This is a genomic window from uncultured Proteiniphilum sp. (assembly GCF_937873925.1).
In the GTDB taxonomy this organism is placed as follows: Bacteria; Bacteroidota; Bacteroidia; order Bacteroidales; family Dysgonomonadaceae; genus Proteiniphilum.
In genome coordinates this window covers 1-26,638 of the sequence record NZ_CALNAT010000182.1, presented here as the reverse complement: position 1 = coordinate 26,638, position 26,638 = coordinate 1, and the positions used below count along the sequence as shown (strand labels likewise).

At 42.4% G+C, this 26,638-nt stretch carries 22 protein-coding genes and 1 pseudogene; all 23 read left to right on the top strand.

The window, feature by feature from the left end; genetic code table 11:
• Nucleotides 1-144: 144 nt before the first annotated feature.
• On the top strand, nucleotides 145-1,707 hold the full coding sequence (locus Q0502_RS12550) for a YihY/virulence factor BrkB family protein (RefSeq protein ID WP_298651216.1): 1,563 nt from the start codon (nucleotides 145-147) through the stop codon (nucleotides 1,705-1,707).
• Between the two features lie 54 nt (nucleotides 1,708-1,761).
• Nucleotides 1,762-2,511: an ABC transporter permease gene (locus Q0502_RS12545; protein WP_298651213.1), complete on the top strand. Its 750-nt coding sequence runs from the start codon at nucleotides 1,762-1,764 to the stop codon at nucleotides 2,509-2,511.
• A gap of 15 nt (nucleotides 2,512-2,526) precedes the next feature.
• Nucleotides 2,527-3,291: an ATP-binding cassette domain-containing protein gene (locus Q0502_RS12540; protein WP_298651211.1), complete on the top strand. Its 765-nt coding sequence runs from the start codon at nucleotides 2,527-2,529 to the stop codon at nucleotides 3,289-3,291.
• Nucleotides 3,292-3,501: 210 nt separating this feature from the next.
• Nucleotides 3,502-4,245 carry a Fe-S cluster assembly ATPase SufC gene (gene sufC, locus Q0502_RS12535; RefSeq protein WP_298651209.1) on the top strand — a complete coding sequence of 248 codons (744 nt, stop codon included), beginning with the start codon at nucleotides 3,502-3,504 and terminating at the stop codon, nucleotides 4,243-4,245.
• A 13-nt stretch (nucleotides 4,246-4,258) separates the two neighbouring features.
• Nucleotides 4,259-5,599 (top strand): Fe-S cluster assembly protein SufD, encoded by a 1,341-nt coding sequence (sufD, locus tag Q0502_RS12530; protein WP_298651207.1) that lies wholly within the window; start codon nucleotides 4,259-4,261, stop codon nucleotides 5,597-5,599.
• A 151-nt stretch (nucleotides 5,600-5,750) separates the two neighbouring features.
• Nucleotides 5,751-6,974 (top strand): cysteine desulfurase, encoded by a 1,224-nt coding sequence (locus Q0502_RS12525; protein ID WP_298651206.1) that lies wholly within the window; start codon nucleotides 5,751-5,753, stop codon nucleotides 6,972-6,974.
• A gap of 101 nt (nucleotides 6,975-7,075) precedes the next feature.
• Nucleotides 7,076-7,654: an RNA polymerase sigma-70 factor gene (locus tag Q0502_RS12520; RefSeq protein WP_298651205.1), complete on the top strand. Its 579-nt coding sequence runs from the start codon at nucleotides 7,076-7,078 to the stop codon at nucleotides 7,652-7,654.
• A 229-nt stretch (nucleotides 7,655-7,883) separates the two neighbouring features.
• The gene (locus tag Q0502_RS12515; RefSeq protein ID WP_298651203.1) at nucleotides 7,884-8,867 is read left to right on the top strand and encodes a FecR family protein; all 984 of its coding nucleotides are present in this window, start codon (nucleotides 7,884-7,886) and stop codon (nucleotides 8,865-8,867) included.
• A gap of 855 nt (nucleotides 8,868-9,722) precedes the next feature.
• The gene (locus Q0502_RS12510) at nucleotides 9,723-12,137 is read left to right on the top strand and encodes an LruC domain-containing protein (RefSeq protein ID WP_298651202.1); all 2,415 of its coding nucleotides are present in this window, start codon (nucleotides 9,723-9,725) and stop codon (nucleotides 12,135-12,137) included.
• 62 nt (nucleotides 12,138-12,199) lie between these two features.
• Complete coding sequence (locus Q0502_RS12505; RefSeq protein ID WP_298651220.1) at nucleotides 12,200-12,565, top strand: response regulator; 366 nt, start codon at nucleotides 12,200-12,202, stop codon at nucleotides 12,563-12,565.
• 35 nt (nucleotides 12,566-12,600) lie between these two features.
• Nucleotides 12,601-13,743, top strand: coding sequence for a sugar transferase (locus Q0502_RS12500; protein ID WP_298651200.1), 1,143 nt, complete (start codon nucleotides 12,601-12,603; stop codon nucleotides 13,741-13,743).
• 21 nt (nucleotides 13,744-13,764) lie between these two features.
• Entirely contained in the window at nucleotides 13,765-14,502 is a 738-nt protein-coding gene (locus Q0502_RS12495) for a TolC family protein (protein WP_298651198.1), read from the top strand.
• A gap of 5 nt (nucleotides 14,503-14,507) precedes the next feature.
• Nucleotides 14,508-16,682: a hypothetical protein gene (locus Q0502_RS12490; RefSeq protein ID WP_298651196.1), complete on the top strand. Its 2,175-nt coding sequence runs from the start codon at nucleotides 14,508-14,510 to the stop codon at nucleotides 16,680-16,682.
• 3 nt (nucleotides 16,683-16,685) lie between these two features.
• Nucleotides 16,686-18,125 (top strand): O-antigen ligase family protein, encoded by a 1,440-nt coding sequence (locus Q0502_RS12485; protein WP_298651194.1) that lies wholly within the window; start codon nucleotides 16,686-16,688, stop codon nucleotides 18,123-18,125.
• A complete protein-coding gene (locus Q0502_RS12480; protein ID WP_298651192.1) occupies nucleotides 18,109-19,008 on the top strand; it encodes a glycosyltransferase family 2 protein in 900 nt (299 codons plus the stop codon). The genes Q0502_RS12485 and Q0502_RS12480 overlap by 17 nt, the downstream gene beginning before the upstream one ends.
• 1 nt (nucleotide 19,009) lies before the next feature.
• Nucleotides 19,010-20,170, top strand: coding sequence for a glycosyltransferase (locus Q0502_RS12475; RefSeq protein WP_298651191.1), 1,161 nt, complete (start codon nucleotides 19,010-19,012; stop codon nucleotides 20,168-20,170).
• 13 nt (nucleotides 20,171-20,183) lie between these two features.
• Nucleotides 20,184-20,804, top strand: a complete 621-nt coding sequence (locus Q0502_RS12470; protein ID WP_298651189.1) for an acyltransferase — start codon at nucleotides 20,184-20,186, stop codon at nucleotides 20,802-20,804.
• Nucleotides 20,783-21,766 carry a glycosyltransferase gene (locus Q0502_RS12465; protein WP_298651187.1) on the top strand — a complete coding sequence of 328 codons (984 nt, stop codon included), beginning with the start codon at nucleotides 20,783-20,785 and terminating at the stop codon, nucleotides 21,764-21,766. Before Q0502_RS12470 ends, Q0502_RS12465 begins: the two co-directional genes overlap by 22 nt.
• Nucleotides 21,718-23,262 carry an oligosaccharide flippase family protein gene (locus Q0502_RS12460; RefSeq protein ID WP_298651185.1) on the top strand — a complete coding sequence of 515 codons (1,545 nt, stop codon included), beginning with the start codon at nucleotides 21,718-21,720 and terminating at the stop codon, nucleotides 23,260-23,262. The genes Q0502_RS12465 and Q0502_RS12460 overlap by 49 nt, the downstream gene beginning before the upstream one ends.
• Before the next feature lies 1 nt (nucleotide 23,263).
• Nucleotides 23,264-24,166 carry a polysaccharide pyruvyl transferase family protein gene (locus tag Q0502_RS12455; protein WP_298651183.1) on the top strand — a complete coding sequence of 301 codons (903 nt, stop codon included), beginning with the start codon at nucleotides 23,264-23,266 and terminating at the stop codon, nucleotides 24,164-24,166.
• Nucleotides 24,167-24,205: 39 nt separating this feature from the next.
• Nucleotides 24,206-25,354 carry a glycosyltransferase family 1 protein gene (locus Q0502_RS12450; protein WP_298651181.1) on the top strand — a complete coding sequence of 383 codons (1,149 nt, stop codon included), beginning with the start codon at nucleotides 24,206-24,208 and terminating at the stop codon, nucleotides 25,352-25,354.
• A gap of 14 nt (nucleotides 25,355-25,368) precedes the next feature.
• A complete protein-coding gene (locus Q0502_RS12445; RefSeq protein ID WP_298651218.1) occupies nucleotides 25,369-26,271 on the top strand; it encodes an SP_1767 family glycosyltransferase in 903 nt (300 codons plus the stop codon).
• A pseudogene (locus Q0502_RS12440) lies at nucleotides 26,268-26,638 on the top strand (glycosyltransferase family 4 protein); the annotation flags it as partial. The gene Q0502_RS12445 and the pseudogene Q0502_RS12440, both read left to right, overlap by 4 nt.

Genomic DNA, 26,638 nt, shown 5'->3' with positions numbered 1-26,638 from the left:
TGGTAGGGTTGCTCGCCCGATGCCGAGGGGTAGGCCGCTAAAGGAGGGTGGAGACATTCTTCCGTAGATAAATGACAAACATCCGATTCGTCGGTATACAGAACCCGGCTTACAGACCGGCTGCTTTTTTTTTGAAATGAAGTCATGGCGAAAAAGAGAAAGAGATACGAACCGGAAGAGGAAAGACCGGACAGGCTTGAGCGGTTGAGGATCAGAGTGAAAGATCTGATCCATTTCCTGTCGTACGAGATTTGGCGCCAGAATCCCGAAACGCTCTCCGGCAAAAGGAATATCCTGTATGATGCCATAAAGACAGTCATGCTCACCGTCAGGAACGTGCAGGAACTGGATATCGCCGCCAGCGCCCGTTCACTCACATACAGGACCCTTCTCTCCATCGTGCCGCTTTTGGCCATCATCTTCGCCATTGCCCGCGGGTTCGGAATCGAGAATATCATGGAGAGCAGTATCTTCAGCTTTATGCTGGGGAACAGGCCTTCGGAGGAGATAGTTGTGGCAGGGCCCGGATCGGGATCCGATAGTACGGCTGCTATCGTCACGGAGATGAGAACCGTGGATACGATTTATGAATTATATGAAGCGGAGACGGCACTTCCGGCCCTGTCTTCAGATATAACCGTCGGTGAGGATGTTTCGGCAGAAGGCAGGACGCGCGAATTTCTCGATCTCCTGTTCCAGATAATTGACAACTCTCTTGAGGAGGCAAAAGGGGGAGGTGTATTTGCCGGAATAGGTATTTTGTTGTTTCTCTACACCATCCTGATCCTTTTTAACGACATCGAGAACAACCTGAATAAAATATGGCAGGTAGGCAAAGGGAGGGGTATCGGACGGAAAGTAACCGATTACACCGCCATGGTGCTCTTTATGCCTGTCTTCTTTATCCTGGTCAATGCGCTGAACATTTTCAGCTACCCGCAAAACGATACGCTGAAGATCATTTATATACTGTATCCCTTTATTCCCCGCTTACTGGATATTGTTCCTTTTGTGGTAATAATATTACTGTTCACGGCGCTCTACAAATTCCTGCCCAATACTAAAGTGAAGTTCATGAATGCGTTGATAGCGGGAATTGTGGCCGGAACGGCATTCCAGTTCTTCCAGATGCTCTACCTGAGCGGACAGATGTGGATTACCCGTTATAATACTATTTACGGTACCTTTGCTGCTATTCCCCTGATGCTGCTGTGGATACAGATGTCCTGGTTCATTGTGCTGATCGGCGCGGAGATCTCCTATGCAGCGCAGAATGTGCGGAAGTTCTCATTCGAAAAGGAGACGCGCAATATCAGCCGGCGGTACAGGGATTTCTTCACGTTGATGATCGCTGCGGAAATTGTACAACGCTTTGCCGATGAGAAGCCGCCTCTCACCGCCGATCAGATCTCAGTCAGATGTAAGGTGCCCGGTCGGCTTACCAACGACATCCTGAGTCAACTGCTTGATCTGAAGATTATTTCCGTGACCCCCTCTGCCGCCGACGAGCGTGTGCCGGCCTTCCAGCCCGCTATGGATATTAATCTGATCACGGTAGACCGGTTGATCTCCCAATTGGATGAACAGGGATCGGAAGATTTCATGATCGATATCGACGGGGATTTTCAGGAACACTGGGAAGCATTGATGAACACCCGTATGGGGCTTCGCCAAGGAAACAGTGATCTCTTGTTGAAAGATCTCTGAACCGTCGCGGACGGAAAAAAATAAAATAACTATCTTTGCATCAAATAAAGCCACATGAGTTTTATCCGTTCCATAGAAAGTGTCGGGGAGTATGCATTGCTGATGAAGAAGGTGCTTACCATTCCGGACAGGATGAGTGAATTTATGAAGGAATTCATAAAGGGAATCTATTTTTTGGGAGTGAACTCTATCTGGATCGTAGTGATCATCTCTTTTTTCATTGGCGCCGTCATCGTGCTACAGATCGCCTTGAACATCGATTCCCCGATGCTGCCCCGCTTTACGGTAGGTGTTGTTTCGCGTGAGATCATCCTGTTGGAGTTCTCATCGACCATTATGTGTCTCATTCTGGCCGGTAAAGTAGGGTCGAACGTGGCTTCGGAAATAGGGACGATGCGTATTACCGAACAGATCGATGCTTTGGATATTATGGGTGTGAATTCCGCCAATTATCTGATATTTCCCAAGATATCCTCGTTTGTGACATTCATGCCGGTACTGGTTATCTTCAGCATGTTTACGGGTCTGTTCGGCGGATATATTATCTGCCTGGTGCTGGGAACACCGTCCGTAGAGACCTATGTATATGGTATCCAGGCTTTCTTCAGGGAATCGTTTATCTGGTATTCGATCACCAAATCGATGATGTTCGGTTTCATTATCGCCTCCGTTGCCGCTTATTTCGGATATACCGCGAAAGGAGGGGCCTTGGAGGTGGGACAGGCCAGCACTAATTCCGTAGTGATCAACAGTGTGTTGATACTGGTATGCGATTTGGTGTTCACTCAGCTGGCAATGGGATAAAGAAGTAGGGCCGTTATGATAGAAGTGAAGAATCTGAGGAAGGAGTTTGACGGAGAGGTTGTCCTCGACAATATTAATGCCGCTTTTGAAAAGGGAGTGGTGAATATGATCATCGGCAAGAGCGGCTCAGGAAAGACTGTCTTGCTGAAATGCCTTGTCGGGCTGATCTCTCCTACTTCGGGCGAGATCCGGTACGACGGCAGGAATTTCATCGGGCTCAGATCGAGGGAGGTACGGCGGCTGCGGCGCGACATAGGAATGCTTTTTCAGGGAGCAGCACTTTTTGACTCAAGGACAGTCCTCGAGAATGTGATGTTCCCTCTGGATATGTTTTCACGGAAAAATCGGCGGGAACGCAAGAAACGGGCCGAGTTCTGCCTGGAAAGGGTGAACCTGTTGGAGGCAGCCAATCTTTACCCTTCGGAGATCAGTGGCGGTATGAAAAAAAGAGCGGCTATCGCGAGAGCCATCGCCCTGAATCCGAAATATCTCTTCTGCGACGAACCCAATTCGGGCCTCGATCCGAAGACATCCCAACTCATCGACGAGTTGATCTACGACCTGACAAAAGATTTTTCCATGACGACGATAGTGGTCTCGCACGATATGAATTCGGTAATCAACATCGGCGACAAGGTGATCTTTATCAATGAAGGAATCAAAGAGTGGGAGGGAAACAAATCGGAAGTAATGGGAACGGATAACGAGAAACTGAATGATTTCGTGTTCGCTTCAGATCTCTTCAAAAAGATCAAGGAGGCGGAAGAGGAAAAGGGATAAGACAAGGAGAGAACAATTTCACAGAAAGAGTTGTTATTCGATAGTAATTCAATGGAAATTCAGTGGTTATTCAAAGTGAGTGAATAACGTGCGCAGCACGAATTATTGCATTACTAAATCGTTAAATCATCAAATTTTTATATACAATAATCAGTTTTCCAGGCGGCCGGATAAAAACAGCCGCTGGTTAATATTTATAAAATATCAAATATGCTAAAGATAAAGAACCTGCACGCAGTTGTAGAAGAACAGGAGATACTGAAAGGGATCGATCTGGAAGTGAATGCCGGAGAAGTGCATGCGGTCATGGGACCGAACGGATCCGGAAAAAGCACGCTGGCTTCTGTGTTGGCAGGCAACCCGAAATTCGAAGTTACACGGGGCAACATTCTCTTTAAGGGAAAGGAGTTGCTTGAGATGGAACCTGAAGACCGGGCCCGTGAGGGGATATTCCTCAGCTTTCAGTACCCGGTAGAGATCCCGGGTGTGAGTATGGTCAACTTCATGCGTGCCGCAGTCAATGAGCAGCGAAAATACAGGAACGAGGCACCTATCTCGGCCACCGATTTCCTGAAATTGATGCGTGATAAACGGGAACTGTTGGGCATAGATAGCCAGTTGGTAAGCCGTTCGGTGAACGAAGGTTTTTCGGGAGGTGAAAAGAAGAAAAACGAGATCTTTCAGATGGCGATGATCAATCCGCTGTTGTCTATCCTCGATGAAACCGATTCAGGACTCGATATCGACGCACTGAGAGTGGTGGCTGCAGGGGTAAATAAACTGCAGACCCAAGAGAATGCCACTATTCTCATCACGCACTATCAGCGTCTGCTGGAATATATCAAGCCCGATTTCGTGCATGTTCTGTACGCGGGTAAGATTGTTAAATCGGACGGGCCGGAACTCGCGTTGGAACTCGAAAAGAAAGGATACGACTGGCTGGTAAAGCCGTAACCCCTGAATAAAAATGATTGAACAACAATATATAGACCTGTTTGAACAGTATCGCGGTGAACTGGATGCCAATTCCACAGAAGGATTGAACAGGCATCGGGATGCAGCTTTCGCTATTTTTAAACAGATAGGATTTCCTTCTTCCAAACAGGAAGATTACAAGCACTCGAATATAGTACGCAGTTTTGATGCAGACCTGGGATTGAACCTCCGGAATATTCCCATCCCGGTTAATCCTTACGATGCTTTCAAATGTGACGTGCCCAACCTTTCCACACATACCTATTTCCTTATTAACGACAGGTATTACGATAAAACAGGGCAAACAGAAGGTTTACCCGACGGTGTTTTCGCAGGTAGTTTACAGCAGTTCTCGAAAGAGTATCCTGCACAGTTTGAGGCGCATTATGCCAGGATTGCTGATATCACCGATAACGGCGTGGTGGCTTACAATACCATGTTTGCCCAGGACGGTTTCGTGGTGTATGTACCTGAAAATGTAGAGATCGGAAAACCATTACAGCTGATCAATATCCTGCGTGGCGGTGTGGATCTGAACGTGAACCGGAGAATCCTGATCATCGCCGAAGAGAATGCTCATGTGAAATTGCTTGCCTGTGACCATGCTGTGGATGATGTTCATTTCGTGGTGACCCAGGTAACTGAGATCTCTGCGGGTGCTTCGGCTCAGGTCGATTTCTACGAGCTTGAGGAAAATTCGGAGAAGGTAACGCGCCTGAGTAATCTCTTCAGTGACCAAAGAGAGAATTCAAATGTGGTGACGAGCGGGATTACCCTTCACAACGGCTATACGCGCAATAACTACCGGTTTCGTTTGCTCGGTGAGCATGCTGAAGCACATGCGGGGGGATTGGCTATCTGCGATAAAACGCAGCATATCGATAACTTTGCCTTTCTGGACCATGCGGTACCCCATTGTACCAGCAATGAACTATTTAAGAATGTGTTGAAGGATAAGGCAACCGGTATTTTCTGCGGGAAGATACGGGTTGAGAAGGATGCGCAAAAAACGCAGGCATATCAGACAAACCGTAACCTGGTCTCGTCCGACACGGCGCAGATGTTCTCCAAACCGCAACTTGAAATATACGCCGATGATGTAAAATGCTCCCACGGACTCACCACCGGGCAACTCGATGAGGATGCCCTGTTCTATATGCGTGCGCGGGGTATCGACAAGGATGAGGCCCGCCTGTTGCTGATGGTAGCATTTACGCGCGACGTGGTGGACATGATCCGCATCCCTGTGCTGCAGGAGCGGTTGGTCACCCTTATCGACAAGCGTTTCCGCGGCGAACTGATGCGTTGCGGGAATTGTGCGGTATGCAAGTGATAGGTAGCAAGGTGGTTGAGTGATTAGGTGATGATTAATAGGTGCCAATGTGCTAATGAGAATAATAGGATAATTGGAATAGCAGATTTTTCACTTTTAGATTTTAGTTTTTAGTTTACTAAAGTTCCCACATCCCAAATCCGAGATAGAATTGAAAGAATTAGATATACATAAGATACGTGCCGATTTTCCGATACTTTCACGGGAAGTATATGGAAAGCCGCTTGTCTATTTGGATAATGCCGCCACTACACAGAAACCCCAATGTGTGATGGATAAGATTAATGAGATGTACACGACGGTGAATGCCAATGTACACAGGGGGGTGCATTTCCTTAGCCAGGCGGCCACCGATGAGCATGAGGCTTCGCGAAGAGCGGTGCAGGAATTTATCAATGCGGCGTCTCCCAATGAGATCGTCTTTACGCGGGGCGCCACGGAGTCGATCAATTTAGTAGCGTCGTCGTTTTGCAGGAACTTCTGCCGGGAGGGTGACGAGTTGTTGATCACAGCCATGGAGCACCATTCCAATATTGTTCCCTGGCAATTGCAATGTGAATATTATGGACTGAAACTAAAAGTCGTTCCTATCAATGCCGACGGCGAACTGATCCTGGATGAGTTGGAGAAAAAAATCACTTCCCGTACCAGGATGATTGCCGTTACCCATATCTCCAATGTCCTGGGTACGGTCAATCCTGTCGGTAAGATCGTGGAAACAGCGCACCGGCATGATATCCCCGTCCTGATAGACGCGGCCCAAAGTGTACAGCACCGTAAAGTGGACGCGCGGGAGATCGGTTGCGATTTCCTGGTCTTCTCTTCCCATAAGGTGTATGGCCCGACCGGGGTTGGCGTATTGTATGGAAAAGAGAAATGGCTCAATGCCCTTCCCCCTTACCAGGGCGGTGGGGAGATGATTGCGAGTGTTTCTTTTCAGAAAACGACTTACAACAATTTACCGTTCAAGTTTGAAGCGGGAACTCCCGATTTTGTGGGAACAGCAGCGTTGGCCGCCGCACTTCGCTATATCTCTTCCATCGGATTGGAAAATATTGATCTCTATGAGCACGGGTTACTCCGGTATGCCACCGAAAAGTTGCTCTCCGTGCCGGGACTGCGTATTCTGGGAAATGCCGGGGATAAAAGCAGCGTGATCTCTTTTCTGGTGGATGGAATTCATCCCTACGATATGGGCACCTTGCTCGATAAGATGGGAATCGCCGTCCGTACCGGCCACCACTGTGCCGAACCCTTGATGCGTGAATTGGGCGTGGAAGGCACTGTCCGTGCTTCTTTCGCCTTCTACAATACCAAAGAGGAGGTCGACCTGCTGCTGAAAGGCATTGAGCGGATCGTTAAGATGTTTCATTAGAGTAAAGAACAAAGAATAGAGACCTGAAATATGGGATCTGGGATCTGGGATTTTCACCTGATTACTTTCCCACCCGATCATATCGGTAAAAGAGTAGCTTTATGCAAAAAGAGTTCCGGGGACAGGACAGAAATGAGGATCACGCTTTATTCATTTTATTAAAAAAAAGGGATAAAGAGGCTTTCTCCGTGATATATCAAAAATATCACCGCTACCTCTATTCGTTGTCGCTGAAATATCTTAAAAGCGTACAAATGGCGGAAGATGCCGTACAGCATGTGTTTGTGAAATTATGGGAGTCCACTGCAGATATTCATATAGAAATCAATCTGAAGAACTATCTCTATACGATGACGAAGAATTATATTCTGAATATGATTCGCGATCACAAGGACGCAGTCTCTCTTAACTATGTCAATGCGCAGATCGATCTTCCCGGATATGATGATATTTTAAATGAAGTGGAAGAAAAACAGATGTACGAAATGCTCTACAAAGGTATAGAGCAGCTTCCGCCCCAGAAAAGGGAGATCTGCATGCGGAAATTGAAAACGTCCGACAGCAACCAGCAGATTGCCGATCAGATGGGAATATCGATCCATACGGTAAAATCTCATTATCAGGAATCTTTGAAAATATTACGATCCTGGTTTCAGCAGATCAGGATGCTGTTGTTATAAAAACATACATGGGGACTCATTTCTTTTGCCCGGGTATGTGTCTATATAAAACAAGTGGTAAAGTGGAAAGGTGGGAAGGTTGATTTCATAATTTGGAGGAACTAAGAACTGAGAAATTAGAAGTCAGAAGTTCAGAAGTCAAGAAGTAAAAAGTGTGGATGATGAAATTCTAAAATTTTGAAATCCGAAATTCTAAAGTCTTCTTTATTCTAAATAGAAACGAGTTTGAATGCAATCATTGGGTAAAAATACTATTAACAGGGTTATAGCGGAGACCGCGTCGAAAGAGGAGGCCTTAGAGGTGATCGATTGGTTCTCTTCTACGATCGAAGGTCAGCAATGTTTGTCGGATCTGCTCGACAGGGATGCTTATCTGATGGAGGGTGATCCTGATCTCGGTAAATCATTCACCCCCTTGCAGTCCGATCTCCTGTACACAAGAATCAGTAAAAATATCCACCAAAACCGTATCAGGAAGAATTTGCTCAGGGTGGCCGCCATTCTTTTGCCGGTGTTGCTTATTTCCGGATTAGGTTTCTATCTGAACAGGCAGACTGATCTTTTCTCTGAGACAACCTACTCAGAGGTATATGTCCCCAGGGGAGAAGATGCCCGGATCTTTTTCCAGGACGGTACTGAAGTATTCCTCAATGCAGATACGCGAATCCGTTATCCGAACAAATTCGGGTTACGAAAAAGAGAGGTCTATCTCGACGGAGAAGCTTATTTTAATGTAGGATTCAATAAAAATCGGCCTTTCGTAGTCCACGCACAACATACGGAAACAGAGGTGTCGGGAACTTCTTTCAATGTAAATGCCTATAGCGATAACAATACAATAGAGGTGGTGCTCGATGAAGGGAGGACCTCTTTCCATGTGCATCAAAACAGCTATCCGATGCTACCGGGGCAGAAGATCGAATACGATAAGTCTACCGGGCGGACTACGTTGCGGAACCTGATCAACCCGTCCAACGCCTCATTGTGGAAGAAGAACATACTCCACTTCTATGATACCCCCCTTGCCGACGTGCTGAAGGTGCTGGAGAGGGAATTCAAGGTGCAGTTTCGTGTGCAAACGCCGGCGGCATTGGACTACAGCTATACCCTTACGACCAAACAGGCCGGTATTGAAAATGTGTTGAAGGAACTCCAAAAAATATCCCCGGTGAAATTTGTTAGCGAGGGTGATACGGTTACAGTCTCCCTTTGATCTTCAATTCCCTTAGGCTTATTTCAAGCTTTATCGGACTACTTCTATGCTTGTTTAACAAAAATATCCCGTAATTTTTGCAGAAGGGATCTTTGATTCCACTCATTCTCGGGCTGTTTATATCTCTTTTTATTTTCAACAGAATCATAATATATCAATATGTAATCTGTTTCCTGCGAAATAGATATCTTGTAAAAAAAAGGACTTTTGATGCGTTGATTTATTATCTTAATCGTTAAAAATAACGAAAAATGTTTTCAGTGCAAGCAACTGAAGCATTTGATTCGTAGAATATTTGATGAATTTAACCTTAGTTAAAAGCATAGAATAAATATTATCTATGTTAAATAGATAAAAATATTTGTCCTTTTTTTGTTATTTCAAAAAGTCAGTGTACCTTTGATCCGTTATTTAATATAATCTTGTGATAAGAATATAAACTATAGTATTTTACGTATACGAGTTGGGAATGCAGTTAACTTGTTGCAAAATGTTATCATCCGTTTTGTTCTGATCCTTTAGAAGGATAAAAAGATTCAGATTATTCGTTTCTTCGAATATTCCTGTTTCCTGGGTGCCGAATGAAGAGTCTTAAAAATAACAAAACATGTCTATTTCGTGTAATTAATAACGCTAAAGCAATAGATTAAGGAAGATTATGGAATAAAAATAATATCAAAAAAATTCAAACAACAACTTGATAAATAATTTACTAACAGGATGACATCCGAATTTACAACACGGCTTTTAAGGTGGCTACGCAATTGATAATATAGAATTAAACATTAAATAATTGTAATGATAATAAGAAAAATATTTTCCTTAATTTTAATTTTGGCATCCCTTGGGATCAGTTTGATATTACCGGGATGTGAAGTTGATTATTATCAACCATCCGAGGATAATCAAGGTACAGGGTCTTCATTGTTCGAAGACGGCGTTACCGTTCCTGCCGGTTTCGATTGGGCTACAATAAAAGCAGGAAAATTAACGGTAACAGTTGATGATAGGTTTAACGGGAAATACTACTACCAGGTGGAGGTCTTCGATACTAACCCTATATTTTCTCCACAGGCCCGACTTTTGGCGAAGGGGGTCGCAAAACAGGGACAGAATTGGGTTGGCGCCGTGGATTTCCCTTCGGACCTCGAGGCAGTTTACGTCCGCCAAACAAGTCCTACCGGTCAGGGAGTTGTAAAAACCGTGAGTATTTCCGGTGAAAATTTGTCCGTGGACTTCACTCCGAAGACGGGAGTACAAACAAGAGCGGCGTATCAATCCCAGGAAAGCAGCACAGTGAGTATGCGCTCTACAGAGGGCCCTTCCACCACTTACCCGACTCCCGCAATCAACGGTACTAGTGTTTTTGAACTATCGGGAGAGGGAAACAAGGCCCCCAGCCTCTGGACTTCTCACGCATATGTTATTCCCGCGGGAAAAACTTTCAGGGGAAGTTTTGATTTCAACTGGACGAACTCTTTCATATACATCGAAGGAACTTGGGAAAACACCTCAGCAAACATAGAGCTTCGCGGTTGGACGGTAATCGTTCAAAACGGGGGCAAGTTTATCAACAACGCGGACGGGGGAACTTTTAAGTTGAACAGCAGCAGCGGCAGTCAATTAATTGTCGCGGCTGGAGGAGAATTCGGCAAGGAAGGGAAACTCATGACGCTTTCCCAGGATGGGGACAATGACAAAATCATCAATAGCGGAACGATCCAAACATCCGGCATGTCCAATATCCGTTATCTGTATAATTACGGGGACATCAACCTGAGTGGGAAGATGAACACGTATAGTAGCAGCACGATGGTGAACAAGGGCAACTTTATCATCAACAACGGTACCGGGGATGCCAACGCGCTTTCGCTTCAGGGAAACTTCCAGAACGAAGGGACCGTGAAAATTTCGGGAACCTTGAATTTCCCGAGCAATACTTTTGTCCTCACCAACACGGGCTTTTTCGAAGTGCATACTTTGGGTCTTTCTACTCCTCCCGGTGCCCAGGGTACGATTAACAATGACGGACAGTTCCTTATTACCAACGAAGCGGCCTTTGAGCTCACGTTTAACATAGGCGCCGGGGGACTGCTGGAAGCCAGGAACCTGACGATGCTAAACAGTACGATAACTCTCGCGGATAATGCCATGCTTACCGTCACAGGTAGACTTACCGTTTCGACCTCCGGAGTGGCGAAAATCATCCGGGGACCGGCTGCCGGAAATGCTCTGGCAAAAATAAATGAAGTTGCCGTTCCTGATTACACGAATTTTGAACTTCAGGGAGAATTGGAAGTGGAATGTTCCAATTACCAAGAACTTCCGGGAAGCGGGACATCTGATAAAGGCAGAACTACGGGAGAGGACGTGAGGTTCGTGAAGGTAGGGGAATCAACAGTGATCATCCCCGCCTCCGAGTATAACAAAGGGGGGAACGACACCTCTATCCCCGACACTCCTCCGGCAAGCCCGCGGTTTCCGATTATCTCCGAGGGCTTGGGTCTCACCTATTTGTTCGAAGACAACTGGCCTTATCTGGGCGACTATGATATGAACGACGTGGTATTGGATGTACAGCCTATTTACGAGACCAATGAACAAAATAAAGTAATCCAATTAACATTGCAAGTAACCTTACGGGCAGCGGGGGCATCCAAAAGGCTGGCAGTAGGCATACAGTTAGACGGGATCACCCCGGGGATGATAAGCAGTATTACACGAAGTAATACCGCGGGCATAAACGGGAATGTGTTTACCCAAAGCAATGGGCTCGAAACCGGGCAAACCTACGCGGTCATTCCCGCTTTTGATGACGCGCATGAGGCACTGGGACATTCTTCCCCTTTAATGACCAATACGGTAAAAGGATCGGAGAATAATGTGTCCCCGAGGCAGGTCGACTTTACCATTCACTTCACTACTCCTTTAGACCAGGCAAGCATCTCCATCGATAAACTCAATGCCTTTATTATAAACGGGGGATACAAGGTCAAAAGGCAGGAAGTTCACATGGCCGGGTTTCAACCTACCGACAAAGCGGATAAAAGTAAGTTTGGCTTAGCCGACGATAACTCCACCGAGAAACCTTATACGTCAAAAAGCAACATGATCTGGGGATTGGCTATTCCTGGCCCAGCTAAATATCCTTTAGAATGGACATCTATCAAGGTTGCTTATTCCGGATTGGAAAATTGGGCAACCAGTGGGGGCGCCTTGGAGAAAGATTGGTATAAGAATCCCAACCAAAATATAGTATACGACAAATGACAGGATTTACAGCCACTATTGCAGAGATTACAAAAAGGATAGATACCTACGCAGGAGGAGGAATGAAGAAACAAATTCTGATACTTGACGATAAAATCGCTATAGCTAAGATTATCTCCGTTTATTTATCCAATGAATTTGATATAACATATTTCGATACGCCGGTTAAAGGGATAGAGTGGTTGTATGAGGGGCATACACCTGATTTGATTATTCTGGATATTCGCATGCCTGAAATGAATGGGGATGAATTTCTTTCATATATCAAAAAGAACGGGTTATTTAAAACTATACCCGTCATTGTTCTCTCGGGAGAGGAAAGCAGCGCTACCCGGATCCGGATGTTAGAAGAAGGGGCAGACGACTATATTCTGAAACCATTTAACCCGATGGAACTGAAGATCAGGATCAGGAAGGTACTAAAGTGAACCCCGCGGTTATTTATATAGGGAAGAATGAACAATTGACTACGTACATTTCCCGGAAACTGGAAAATGTACTTTCGGAAACTCCGTTTGTCTTCAAAGATCATGAGCAGGCGGCACAATGGCTGATCACCCACCCCGGGGAAAAATTCACGATTATCCTTTATGAACGAAACAGACCGGATGCAGATATTGAAAATATACACTATTTTCGGAGAAATTTTCCGTATGTATATATATTGTTGGTAACGGAAGAACTGAATCCCGACGAGCGGTTGCAATATATCCGTAGCGGGGTGAATGATACATGCCCGCCTACGGTTCAACCTGAAGCACTACGTCAGTTTTTTCATTTTATCAGGAAATACCAACCGGAGCTGCAAAGGAAAAGAGTATCCAAAAAAACGCCTGTTACTTCTTATAAAATACCGGCAACAAAAAGAGTTTTTGATGTTATCGTATCCCTGTTCGCACTAATTATACTCTCGCCATTGATGATTATTCTCTCTGTAGCTATCTGGATGGAGAATAAGGGGCCTGTATTGTATAAATCAAAGCGGGTAGGCAGCAACTACCGTATTTTCGATTTCTGGAAATTCAGGTCGATGTATACGGATGCTGATAGAAGGTTGAAAGAGGTGGAAAAGTTCAATCAATATACTGCTGATTCACCGGAAACGGAATATCATATCCATACCCCTGAAGTTCCGGATGGTAATCTTCTCAGGCAGGTAAATCAAACGTTCCTGGTTGGTGATGATTGTATTGTGCCGGAAAAAGAATATATTTCCAAAAGCCGGAAAAAGAATGGAAATGCGTTCATTAAAATTGAAAGGGATCCGAGAATTACCAAAGTAGGTCATTTTATTCGCAAATACAGTTTGGACGAGCTTCCACAATTATTTAATATTTTAAAGGGTGATATGTCTGTCGTGGGCAACCGCCCGTTGCCGTTGTATGAGGCCGAACTGCTCACACAAGACCAGAGTATAGAGCGATTTATCGCTCCGGCGGGATTGACCGGGCTGTGGCAGGTAGAAAAAAGGGGGAGTTCGGGAAAACTATCGGCCGAAGAACGCAAGCAACTGGATATTTATTATGCACAGCACTATTCGCTCTGGTTGGATATTCGGATAATATTCCGTACATTTACTGCGTTTATTCAGAAAGAAGATGTTTAATAATACGAGCAATAAAACAAGATGAACAAGATCTCCGGATATTTCTTTTGGCTGTGGATTCTGTTCCCCGCCTTTTCCGGAATGGCCCAGGAAGGAATTGAGTCGTTAAGTCCCAAGGACTATTTAAATTTACGGTTACCCCCCCTGGATGTCTTGTTTGAAAATGCCAAAAACAGCGCCGCGGTCGACTTTTATAAGGTGAAAATGGAAGAAGAAGCCAGCGCATTAAAAACCGAAAGAAGGAGTTGGTTAAAATATTTCAGGTTCAATTCTACTTATCAATGGGGGTTGATGGGGATTAACTCCTCTTTTTCCGATATCGATACGCCCCTGTTTTATCAATATTCCGGCGCCAGACAAAACTGGTATAATATCGGCGTATCGGTGGGGATTCCTTTCGATGATTTTTTTGACCGGAAAAACCGGATCACCCGTCAGCAACTGAAAACCAAAGCGACGCAAGTGGAGATGGAAAAGTGGCATGACGAACAGAAACTAAGGATTATCGAAATGTACACCAAAGCCGTAAAAGAACTATCCGTGTTAAGGTTAAAAGCGGAATCACTCTCTTTTGCCAATACCCAATTCGAGTTGGCGCAGCAGGATTTCCTGAACGGAAATATCGAGGCCGGGGAATTGAGCCAGATCAAAAGTATCCAAATGAGTGCCCTTGAGTCATACGAGCAAACCCGGTCGGAATTAAACCGGGCGCTACTGCAACTGGAAGTTTTGTCCAAAACAAAAATTCTCAACCGATAGGTTCTATGGAATTTTTACAATATATCTTTCGTTTTTTATACCGGATACGGTGGTGGCTGATCATAGCCCCTTTATTGGTTGCATTGATGGTTACTCTCGCCACGCGCAATATGGAGCGTTCCTATCCGGTGGATATGACCATTTATACCGGTATCGTATCGGGATATGCCATGGAAACGGGAGAGACTAATGTCCAGAGTTCCACCGTTGTCAATAATACGATCGATAACATTATCAATATTATCCTTTCCAAGGAGACCCTGCATGAGGTTTCCCTGCATCTATACGCCCGGCATATGATCTATGGGGATCCTGATGAAGACAATGAATATATCCGGGCAGTCAATTACCGGCATTTGCAACGAATCACTCCCCCGGACGTGAAAAAACTGATTGACAAAACATCGGAAGACAAGACCGTGGAAAATTTAAAGGGATATGAAAAAGCATCCCCCCACAATTTTGTGTACGGTTTATTTAACTGGAATCATCCGCACTATTCTTATGGGGCCCTGAGTAAGATCAGGGTCGTACGTTTGGGAAACAGCGATATGCTCAGGGTGTTTTATGCGGCCAACGACCCCGGTGTAGCTTATCAGACCCTGCTTTTATTAGATAAACTTTATGCAAAAGAATACCAGATCCTGCAATTCGGATCTACAAGTAATGCCATTCGTTATTTCGAAGAAGAGTTGGCAAGAGTAGGTAAAGAATTAGAAGAAGGCGAAGATTCTTTGACTAATTATAATATCCGAAACCGGATTATCAATTATAATGAACAAACCAAACAGGTGGCGGCTTTAGATAAAGATTTAAATCTGATTTACCAGGATGTGCTATTGCGATACAACAGTGCCAATGCTTCTATTCGTTATCTGGAAACACAATTGGATGAGAATATGCAACATCTTAAGGGAAATGCCGAATTTCTGACGAAACTGAACCGGGTATCCGACCTGAATACCCGGGTGGCGGAAATGGAGGCTTTTTATACCGATTCCACTTCTTCCACTTATACGCAACAACAGTTAAATAGCTATAAGCAACAATTGGGACAGGCGGAAAAGGAACTGATGGATTTCTCCCAAAGTTTCAGTAACCGCAAATATACCCGCGAAGGGTATCCGACCTCTAATTTTGTGACTCAATGGTTGGAGGAATTGTTGAAACTGGAAAAATCCAAAGCGGAGATACAAGTTATAGAAACCCATAAGCAGGAGTTAGACAAGCAATACTCCCATTTTTCACCGATCGGATCTACTATCAAAAGGCAGGAAAGGAGTATCGATTTTATCGAACGCAATTATTTGTCTATTTTAGCCAGTTTGAATGCTGCCCGACTCAGGCTTAAAAGCTTAGAGATGAACTCCGCTTCCCTGAAATTGATCAACCCGCCTGTTTTTCCGTTGAATGCGGAGCCCTCCAAACGAAAAAAACTGGTAATGGTGGCTTATGCCGGAAGCCTGATTTTTCTACTCGGTTTCTTCTTATTGGTAGATCTATTGGACCGTACCCTCAGGGATCGGATCCGGACGGAATACCTTACCGGGGCAAAAGTGCTGGGGGCTTTGCCGGGAAAAGGGAAACTGCGGCAACGGAGATATACAAAAACCTATCAGGAGAAAGCTATACAATATATGGCCAATGGATTGCAGGATTACTTTAAGCCGGGAGATCCCGGGCCGATTGTGAATGTCATTAGCACGGAAAGCGGTACGGGTAAAAGCTTCCTGATCGATTTACTGAGTGACTATTGGAGTAATCATGGAATTAAAGTTCAATCCGTACGGTATGAAAGGGACTTCGATCCGGCTTCACCGGAGTTTCTGTTTGCCGGAAGTATCCGTGAATTGGTCAGACAGGAGGTAGGATTTGAACGGACTATTTTTCTCGTAGAACATGCACCGATAGGCGTTTATTCTATCCCGAAAGCCTTGTTACAGGAAGCGTCTCTTAATTTAATGGTCGCCCGGGCCGACAGGGTATGGAAAGACAATGACAAGCAGTTATTCGTCCGTTTGCAGCAACAATCCGGAACAACACCGGTACTCATTTGCCTTGACCGGGCGGAAAGAGAAGTGGTGGAAAGTTTTACCGGCATGTTACCCCCTTACACCTATTGGCAACGTCTTTTTTACCGTTATACGCAATTCGGTTTTACGGCATCCGGTAAATCATAGCGTATGGGAGTCCGGCCTGACATATCGGCGTTCTGGGGAAAACCCTTATTGTATTCCCTGATCGGATTTTCTCTTTGGGCATTGTCGGCTCTTATCCTGAAGGCAGGGTTGGTTCCTGCAATGGTTTTAGCGGTTACGCCTTTAGTCGGCTACCTGTTGATACGGTTATTGGAGCGGCCGATACTTGCTTTTTTCTGCGTAATTACGGTCAATTATTTTATTATGGGTTCAATCCGTTATATACCCAGCCTCCCGGCTGGAATTATAATGGACGGACTGTTACTGCTTACGCTTATTTTCTCCCTGTTCCGCAGCCGCGACAGGGTTATTGACTGGACCGGCGCACGCAATCTGCTGACCTTATTGAGTGGAATATGGTTGGTATATTGTATCCTTTTGGTTTTCAATCCGGCAACCACACTGGACGATTGGGCTGCCGGCGTACGGGGGCTGGCCGTTTATCTCTTTATTTTCCCTTTGCTTACGGCTGTTTTATTAAACCGGTACAAATACCTGAAGATATTTTTGCTTCTATGGTCGGTTCTGACGCTATTGGCTGTGTTCAAAGCTTTGATGCAGAAATATATCGGTTTTGATCCGGCAGAGCAATACTGGTTATATGTAACAGGAGGCAGCAGCACCCATATCATTTTTTCGGGTATTCGCTATTTTTCTTTTTTTACCGATGCTGCCAGCTTCGGATGCGGAATGGGGATGTCTATGGTGGTTTTCTCCATCACGGCCTTGTATATTCGTTCAAAATCACTTCGCTTTTACTATATAGCAGTAGCCTTGCTGGCCGGATACGGTATGATGATCTCCGGTACCCGCGCCGCTATAGCAGTTCCTTTTGTCGGCTATGCTTTCTTTATTCTGCTTTCTAAACAATGGAAGATCATTATTCCCGGCATTGTTCTGGTCGCTTGTGCTTTTGTATTTTTTAAATATACCTATATCGGCCATGGAAATACTGAAATCCGCCGGATGCGATCGGCTTTCAATGTTACCCAGGATGCTTCTTATCAACTTCGGAAGGCCAATCAGGCAGAGATGCGGGTTTTTATGAAAAACCAACCTTTCGGGATAGGTATCGGGAAAGCCAAACGGGCCGAACCGGGCGATTATATGTATAAATTGCCGACCGATACTTCGTTGGTCTATGTCTGGGTAGAAACCGGAGTAGTGGGTTTAGCTCTTTTTTTACTTATTTTTTTGATTACTTTTGTCAAAGGTTTGTATGATGTCTGGTTTCAAATACGTAATAAGGAATTAAGGGGAACCCTGTGCGCTTTGCTGGCCGGACTGGCCGGTATGCTGGCTTGTGCTTACGGCAATGAAATGTTGCAGCAATTCCCTAACGGGCCGATTGTCTATATGTGCATGGCGTTTATATTTATAGGCCGGAAACTTGATAAAGCAATCAGTGATGAAGCAATCAATTGAGATATCCATTATTACGGTTAATTACAACGGAATCAAAGATACCGCGAAAATGATTGAATCCGTTCAATCCAATCTTTCCATCCCTTATGAGATTATTGTTGTAGATAATGGATCTAAAAGAGATGAATCCTTATTGCTAGAGAAAGGATACCCATTTATCAAGACGATCCGTTCTGAAAAGAACCTGGGATTTGCAGGAGGGAATAATTTAGGTATCCGGCAAGCCGTCGGAAACTATCTTTTCTTCCTGAATAACGATACTGTTTTAAGAGACAATTCCCTTCACTACTTGGTAGAGACCATGCAAATGGACCCCAAAATTGGCGGTGCCTCTCCTAAGATACTCTTTAATGATGCTTGCGGCCATATTCAATTTGCCGGATATACCCCTCTTAGTGAAATTACCATCCGCAACCAAACAATAGGATTTAACGAGTCGGACAACGGACAATACGATACTCTTTCCCGCACACCCTATTTACATGGAGCGGCTATGCTTGTTAAAAGAGAGGTAATTGAGAAAGTCGGACTAATGCCGGAATGTTATTTTTTGTATTATGAAGAATTGGATTGGAGTACACAAATCACAAAAGCCGGTTATGAACTGGTTTATGAACCGCGGGCGTGCATCTATCATAGTGAAAGCAACAGTACGGGCAAAGAGAGTCCGCTTAAAATCTATTACTTGACCCGTAATCGGTTGTTGTATACCCAAAGAAACAGGACCAGAAAAAGTCGTACATTATCTATCGCTTATCAAGTGTTGGTTGCATACCCCAAGAATGTACTCAAATTTGTAATCAGATTAAAGATCCCTTTAGCAAAAGCTTGTATAAAAGGGTGTATGGATTTTTTCAGGATACAGAATGTAAAACCGGATTAATATGAAAGAAAGTATTATTATCCTGGATTGGATTCTATTTACGTATGTAGCTTTGTCTGTTGTTTATCTTTGTTTTTTCGCGTTCTTATCTTTATTCAAACGTTCGGAATCCTATCCGCAATCGGATAAAAAGAACCGTATTTTGGTACTATTTCCGGCCTATAAAGAAGATAAAGTGATAGAATCTTCCGTTCAATCAATTCTTACACAGAATTACCCAAAGGAGTATTTTCATATAGTGGTTATTTCCGATCAGATGCAAGATACTACTATCAGGCAACTGTCGGAGCTCCCTGTACAAGTTTTGCCTATCGTTAATGAACGCCAAACCAAAGCAAGGGCGCTTCAATTAGCCATACAGGATATTGATAGAAATGCTTATGAGATCGTCGTTATTTTAGATGCCGATAATACAGTAGAACCTGATTTCCTTTCTCAGGTCAATAATGCCTATCAATCCGGTATCTATGCGATGCAAGCGCAACGAATCGCCAAAAATCCACAAACGGATACCGCTTTATTAGACGCAGCCAGTGAAGCCATGAATAATTCCTTTTTCCGGAAAGGGCAAACACAGATCGGACTATCGGCGGCGCTCAGTGGTTCCGGTATGGCTTTCGATTTTATCTGGTTTAAAGAACAAATTCCTAAAGTTTCGTCTGCCGGTGAAGATAAAGAGTTGGAAGTCTTATTGTTAAAAGAAGGAGTGTATATTGAATATTTGGAGAATGTACTCATCTATGACGAAAAAATAGTGGATCCTGAGAGTTTTTCCCGTCAACGCCGGCGTTGGATGGCTGCTCAATACGGTACATTAAAGCAAGCGATTAAAGAACTACCCGGTGCAATTATTACACTCAACTGGGATTATTGTAATAAACTCTTTCAATGGATGATGCTTCCTCGTGTGCTGTTATTAGGGACTATTACCCTTTTAGCATTTGTCTTTACTTTTTTCCATTGGCAGTGGTCTTTGAAATGGTGGGGTCTTTTATTTTGTTTAATTGTAGCATTCAGTATGGCTCTTCCGGACGAATTATTTGATAAACGGTTAAAAAAGGCATTGAGGAAAATCCCCTTGTTATTTTTTCTTATGTTTATAAACCTGTTCAGGCTGAAAGGAGTCAACCGGAAATTTATTCACACCCGGCACGGAAACTAAAGAAGAGAATGATATGGCAAAACTCACTGAAAGAATCAGACAAACACCCCGGTTAAAAAAAAATGTATTGCATTTAATGATGCATCCGGTAAAGACCCGTCCCCGTTTTTGGTTGCGCTGTTTGCAGTTCCTATACATGAAAAAAGGAAAAAGATCCGTTATTTACCGAAGCGTCAGGAAAGATATCGTTCCGTTCAATATCTTTTTAATGGGCGACTACTCCGTGATAGAAGATTATACCGTTATCAATAATGCCGTTGGAAATATCGTGATTGGAAGCCATACCCGGATCGGTTTGGGGAATACGGTTATCGGGCCGGTAACGATCGGGGATAAAGTCAATCTGGCGCAAAATGTGGTTATATCGGGATTAGATCATAATTTTGAAGATATAGGTAAAGCGATCGCAGAGCAGGGAGTGAGTACAAAACACATTATAATTGATGATGATGTATGGATAGGTGCCAACTGTGTTATATTGGCAGGGATCCGGATCGGGAAGCATGTTGTTATCGGTGCAGGGAGTGTCGTAACAAAAGATGTTCCGTCTTATAGTGTTGCGTTGGGAAATCCGGCAAAAGTGGTAAGGCAATATGATGTTGAAAAAAAACAATGGATCAAAGTAAGTCAATAAACAAACCTAAAGTTAGCGTTATTATTCCCGTTTATAATACGGAAGCTTACGTGGAAGAAGCGGTGCGGTCTATTATGAACCAAACGTTAAGGGATATTGAAATCATCATTATCAATGACGGATCAACCGATCATAGTTTGTCCGTCATAAAAAAGTTAGCGTTTGAGGATAACCGGATACAATATTTCTCACAGGTCAATAAAGGACAATCTGTAGCCCGGAATAGGGGAATAGGAAAAGCCGTAGGTGAATATATCTACTTTATGGATAGCGATGATTTTTTAGAAGAAGATGCTCTGTTGCATTGTTATATAAAAGCAGAGAAAGATAAATTGGATTTTGTGCTTTTCAATGCTGCTATTCTAAATAAAGATAATAACTTTACTATTTCTTTTGATTACAAACAACCTGTTCTCAACGAAGAACAGGTTTATTCCGGAAAATCCATGCTTTCAACTATGTTAATCCAAAAATCATATCGATGCTCGCCTTGTATTCATCTTATCCGTCTTAAATTAATCGAACTTTGTCATTTACGATTTTATCCGGGGATTATCCACGAAGACGAGCTATTTTCGGCTCTTCTTTATATGCAAGCACAGCGAGGTGGGTATATTAATACAACATTCTTCAAACGTCGGTTACGTGCCGGCTCTGTTATGACAAAACAATATGCAATGAAGAATGTCGATTCCTATTTAGTTGTGACGGAGCAATTACTTCTATTTGCACAGGGGAAGGATATTCAATCAAAACAATTAATAAACAAACTTATAGCTTATATATTGGATCCTAATATATACAGAGCCAATATTCTTACATTCAAAGAAAGGTTCCGTATCTTTGGACGATGTTTCTACAAACGATATTTAAAATTTATATCTTTTAAAACAATGATCGTACTTCTTTTTCCGTGTACAATCAAATTAAAAGGAATAATATTGAAAAAGATCGACCTATGAGTCAGAGGAAAACGGGTGTCACGCTTTCTTATCTATCCATCATCCTTGCCAATTTGATAGGGTTGGTTTATACTCCGTTTTTATTGAGGATGATGGGACAATCTGAATACGGTCTGTATGCATTAGCCGCATCCATAATTTCGTATCTTTCCGTGATTGATTTTGGATTCGGAAACGCCACCATACGTTATACCGCCTTATACCGGGGCAAAGGAGAAGAAAAAAAACTACCCGGACTTTGGGGAATGTTATTCACCCTATATGGATTTATCAGTTTAATTTCATTGGCTGCGGGAATATTTTTTAGTTTCCACTCCGACATTTTGTTCAGTAAATCCATGACAGTTGAAGAACTAATGCGTATACGGATACTACTTTTATTGATGACTTTCAATATAGCAGTATCTTTTCCATTGTCCGTATTTGAATCGATTATGATTGCATATGAGCGGTTTAAATTTCAACGGGGATTACAGGTCATGCGAACCCTGTTACAACCGATTATCATGATACCGCTTTTGTTGTTGGGATATAAATCAATCGCATTGGTTGTGCTTATCACAATACTTAATATTTCCTATTTATCAGCGAACTTGTGGTATTGCTTGCGAAAAATACGAATCCAAATTAAGTTTCAGCGATTTAATATACCATTATTTAAGGAAATTATGCAATATTCTTTTTGGGTATTTCTGATTATGGTTGTAGATCGTCTATATTGGAGCAGTGGGCAGATTATATTAGGAACATTCGTCGGGACTTCTGCGGTTGCCGTATTCGCTGTTGCACTCCAGTTTAAAAACTATTTGAGCAGTTTTTCCACGGCTATTTCAAGTGTATTCCTTCCGAAAATTACAACAGTAAATTCAACGAGCGAACTTGACTATCTATTCATAAAGATCGGCAGGATACAATTCATTATTATTGCTTTTATCCTCTCCGGATTTATTCTTTTTGGAAAAACATTTATCATTTTATGGGCCGGACATGATTATAGCGACGCCTACCTGATTGCGCTGATCATTTTGATTCCTCTGGCGGTTCCGCTTATACAAACACTTGGAATGTCCATCCTTCAAGCACAAAATAAATTAAAATTCAGATCATATACTTATTTACTCATGGCCATTGTATGTTGCCTTACCAGCATACCTTTGGCAAAGTTATACGGAGGTCTCGGCTGTGCTATCAGCATATCTTTTTCACTCATTCTGTGCAATATACTCATTATGAATATCTATTATTACAAGGCAATCCATTTAAATATTCCCAAATTTTGGAGAGAAATTGTAACAATGTCACTCCCGATTTTAATTATCGATGGGATTGTTTATTTGATTGTCGAACAAATAACCATTGCCCAAACATGGGGCTACTTTTTATTACAAGTTATAGTCTTCTCTATTCTTTATTTATTCGTAATATATAAATGGGGTATTAACCGGTACGAGAAATCAATTTTATCTAATGTATTGCCTAAATTTATTAAACATTAGAATGATGAATCAAATAAAAAAACTGACCGATAAAATACGGAGATTTCTAAAACGGAAACAATTCCAGCTATATTATATTTTGATGGATATTATCCCCGGAAATAAAATTACTGTGAATTACTGGATTCCTCCTAAGTCGGATCCTGAATTTTATAATTTGGGGGATGATCTTAATCGTATCTTGATGGGACTTATATCCGGAAAAAAGGTTATTCCTTATAAATACAGCTATGTTTCCAGATTCAGGAAAAAGATAAATTATTTGTGCATCGGTAGTGTCATCAGCCAGTTAACGAATGAACAAACCATTATTTGGGGAAGTGGAGTATTGTCACCTGATCTTCCTTTAGTACATAAACCTTGGCAAGTATTAGCCGTTCGTGGACCATTAAGCAGGAAATATCTTTTAAAGCATGGGGTCGACTGCCCGGAAGTGTACGGAGATCCTGCACTTTTACTTCCACGGTATTACCAGCCCCGTTCAACAGGAAAAAAATATAGAGTCGGTATAATACCACATTATACCGATAAAAAGAATGCATTATTGGACTTATATCGTCAAGAGGATGGGGTATATATTTTTGATGTTCAGCATTACGGAAATTATAAACTATTTATAGATACTGTTTGTTCCTGCGAATTTATCATCTCCAGTTCATTGCATGGGCTTATTATTTCCGACTCATACGGGATACCGAATGTATGGGTTGAATTTTCTTCCGGAATTATAGGAGGACGTTTTAAATTTGAGGATTATTTCTTATCCGTGCAACGCTCTTTAACTAATTTCCCTATAGAATTAAAATCATTCAAACCGATACATGAATTGCAGGGCTTTCAGCAGGAATGGAGAGCTCCTCTACTGGACATCAATGAATTAATAAAATGCTGTCCTTTTAAATAAAAAGATTATTTTTGTATTATTCATTCGCAATTTATATTCATGGACTTTCCAAGTATAAATCATATTACAAAAAATGTTTTATTTTTGTCTTTTAGCGGCTATTCCGAATATAATGGCATCAGTAAGAAAAAATTAGCTCAGGTTAAGGGGTTCAAAGAATGCGGTTGTAATGTCGTCAATTGCTATTATTGCATTGATCCGGATAGTGGGCATCGTTTATGGATGACGGATGACAAAATATTGGCCGATTTAGGGACGGGAATCTCTGCCAAAATAAAAAAAAGGATCGATTATGCGCCTATTCTGGCTTATATAAAAGAGGAGCAGATCTCTTTCATCTATATGAGATCCGAGCATAACGCCAATCCGTTTTTAATTTCTTTTGTGAAGCAATTAAGGAATAGAGGCATAAAAGTAGTGATGGAAATCCCCACCTACCCTTATGATCAGGAATATATCACATTCGCGAGTAAATGCTCATTGTTTGTTGATAAATTATTCAGAAAAAGCCTGGCGAAGCAATTGAATGCGATTGTTACTTTTTCGAATCAAACTGAAATATTCGGACAACGTACCATTCGTATTTCTAACGGAATAGATTTTTCTTCCATCAAATTAAAACAGAATAATCACAAACAATCGGAATTACATTTGATCGGGGTTGCGGAAATACACTACTGGCATGGGTTTGACAGGGTCGTTGCCGGGATGAGGGATTATTACAAAGGCAAAGTCGAGGGTTGCAAAGTATTCTTTCATATCGTAGGGGAATTTAGCGGAGAAAGGGAGAGGACTGAAATACTTCCTTTGATTACGGAAAATCAATTGGAAAATTATGTAATTTTATACGGGCAATTATTCGGAACTGCTTTGGATGAAATATTCGACCGTGCAGATATAGGCATTGGCAGTTTAGCCCGGCATCGTAGCAATATTACTTATATTAAAACGCTCAAGAACAGGGAATATGCAGCCCGTGGAATTCCGTTTATATATTCTGAAACAGATGAGGATTTTGAAGAAATGCCTTATGTAATGAAAGTTCCTGCGGATGAAAGTCCAATCAATATTGAATTCTTAATTGAATTTTATCAGGAGAACACATGGGCTTCACTTGAAATTAGAGAATCTGTTGCATATTTATCATGGAAAAATCAGATGCAGAAAGTTTTAGACGCGATTATATAAGAAAGGGAAGGAAGATGAAATATTCAATGAAAACAATTGCAGATAAGGTAAACTACAATTTAATCGTAGAATTTTATAATATGCTTTACCTGCTTTTGAGAAAAAAACAGCGGATTATTCCGACTATCTTCTCTATAGAAGAAAGCATTGAAAAAATAATCGCAGACCGGTATTCTGTCAGCCGATTTGGCGATGGAGAAATGCTTTTAATCGGTAAGAAGCCCATTCGGTTCCAACAACAATCGGATATGCTTTCTCGTCGGTTAATCGAAGTTATACAGAGTCAAAACGAGAACCATTTAGTCTGCATTTCAGATTCATTCCAGGGGTTAGAAAGATATACCCGAAGAGCAAGGCGATTTTGGAGAACACACTTTTACTTATATGGAACTCTTTGGGATACGTATTTAGTCCCCGGTCGTAGTTATTACAATACATTTATTACCAGACCTTATATAGACTTTAAGTCGAAAACGGTTAGTACCCGTTGGTTTAATTTACTAAAACGAATTTGGAATCAACGTTCAATTATTTTTATCGAAGGGGAAAAAAGTCGTTTAGGAGTTGGAAATGATTTATTCGACAACGCGTCATCTATCCAACGTATTCTTTGTCCTCCAATAAATGCATACGATAAGTATGATGCTATTTTGGAAAAAGCATTGGAACAAAATAAAAACGTATTATTCCTTATTGCTTTAGGTCCAACGGCTACGGTTTTAGCTTATGATTTATATCAGGCCGGTTATCAGGCCATTGATATTGGACACGTAGACATCGAATACGAATGGTTCAGGATGGGAGCTACGCACAAAGTAAGCGTGCCGTCTAAATATGTCAATGAAGCCTTGACCGGAAAAGAGATTGCTTTAACAACGGAAGAGGATTATCATCGCCAAATTATTTGTTCTATATGAAAATCGTTTATTATTTACCTTCGCTTTACATTTCCGGAGGATTGGAACGGGTAATTACGGAAAAAGCCAATTATTTTGCCGATAAATTGGGCTATGATGTAACCATTTTAACGTCTGAGCAGCAAAGAAAAAATATTTATTATCCGTTATCATCCAAAGTTCATCATTATGATCTGAATGTTATTTTTGATGCGGAAAAGCATCATTCATTCATATTAAAATTGATAATTTACCCTTTTAAATACTACCTGTTCAAATCCCGCTTCTCTAACTTTCTAAATAAAACCAGACCGGATATTACAATTTCTACGTTGAGGAGGGAAATTAATTTTATCAACTCGTTACAAGACGGAAGCATCAAAATCGG

Bases quoted from the DNA above. Each gene is read 5' to 3' on its own strand.
- Q0502_RS12450 (WP_298651181.1), top strand. From the start codon at position 24,206: ATGGACTTTCCAAGTATAAATCATATTACAAAAAATGTTTTATTTTTG.
- Q0502_RS12505 (WP_298651220.1), top strand. From the start codon at position 12,200: ATGAAGAAACAAATTCTGATACTTGACGATAAAATCGCTATAGCTAAG.
- Q0502_RS12545 (WP_298651213.1), top strand. From the start codon at position 1,762: ATGAGTTTTATCCGTTCCATAGAAAGTGTCGGGGAGTATGCATTGCTG.
- Q0502_RS12520 (WP_298651205.1), top strand. From the start codon at position 7,076: ATGCAAAAAGAGTTCCGGGGACAGGACAGAAATGAGGATCACGCTTTA.
- sufC (WP_298651209.1), top strand. From the start codon at position 3,502: ATGCTAAAGATAAAGAACCTGCACGCAGTTGTAGAAGAACAGGAGATA.
- Q0502_RS12445 (WP_298651218.1), top strand. From the start codon at position 25,369: ATGAAATATTCAATGAAAACAATTGCAGATAAGGTAAACTACAATTTA.
- Q0502_RS12480 (WP_298651192.1), top strand. From the start codon at position 18,109: ATGAAGCAATCAATTGAGATATCCATTATTACGGTTAATTACAACGGA.
- Q0502_RS12495 (WP_298651198.1), top strand. From the start codon at position 13,765: ATGAACAAGATCTCCGGATATTTCTTTTGGCTGTGGATTCTGTTCCCC.
- Q0502_RS12475 (WP_298651191.1), top strand. From the start codon at position 19,010: ATGAAAGAAAGTATTATTATCCTGGATTGGATTCTATTTACGTATGTA.
- Q0502_RS12490 (WP_298651196.1), top strand. From the start codon at position 14,508: ATGGAATTTTTACAATATATCTTTCGTTTTTTATACCGGATACGGTGG.
- Q0502_RS12485 (WP_298651194.1), top strand. From the start codon at position 16,686: ATGGGAGTCCGGCCTGACATATCGGCGTTCTGGGGAAAACCCTTATTG.
- Q0502_RS12455 (WP_298651183.1), top strand. From the start codon at position 23,264: ATGATGAATCAAATAAAAAAACTGACCGATAAAATACGGAGATTTCTA.
- Q0502_RS12515 (WP_298651203.1), top strand. From the start codon at position 7,884: ATGCAATCATTGGGTAAAAATACTATTAACAGGGTTATAGCGGAGACC.
- Q0502_RS12540 (WP_298651211.1), top strand. From the start codon at position 2,527: ATGATAGAAGTGAAGAATCTGAGGAAGGAGTTTGACGGAGAGGTTGTC.
- sufD (WP_298651207.1), top strand. From the start codon at position 4,259: ATGATTGAACAACAATATATAGACCTGTTTGAACAGTATCGCGGTGAA.
- Q0502_RS12465 (WP_298651187.1), top strand. From the start codon at position 20,783: ATGGATCAAAGTAAGTCAATAAACAAACCTAAAGTTAGCGTTATTATT.
- Q0502_RS12470 (WP_298651189.1), top strand. From the start codon at position 20,184: ATGGCAAAACTCACTGAAAGAATCAGACAAACACCCCGGTTAAAAAAA.
- Q0502_RS12550 (WP_298651216.1), top strand. From the start codon at position 145: ATGGCGAAAAAGAGAAAGAGATACGAACCGGAAGAGGAAAGACCGGAC.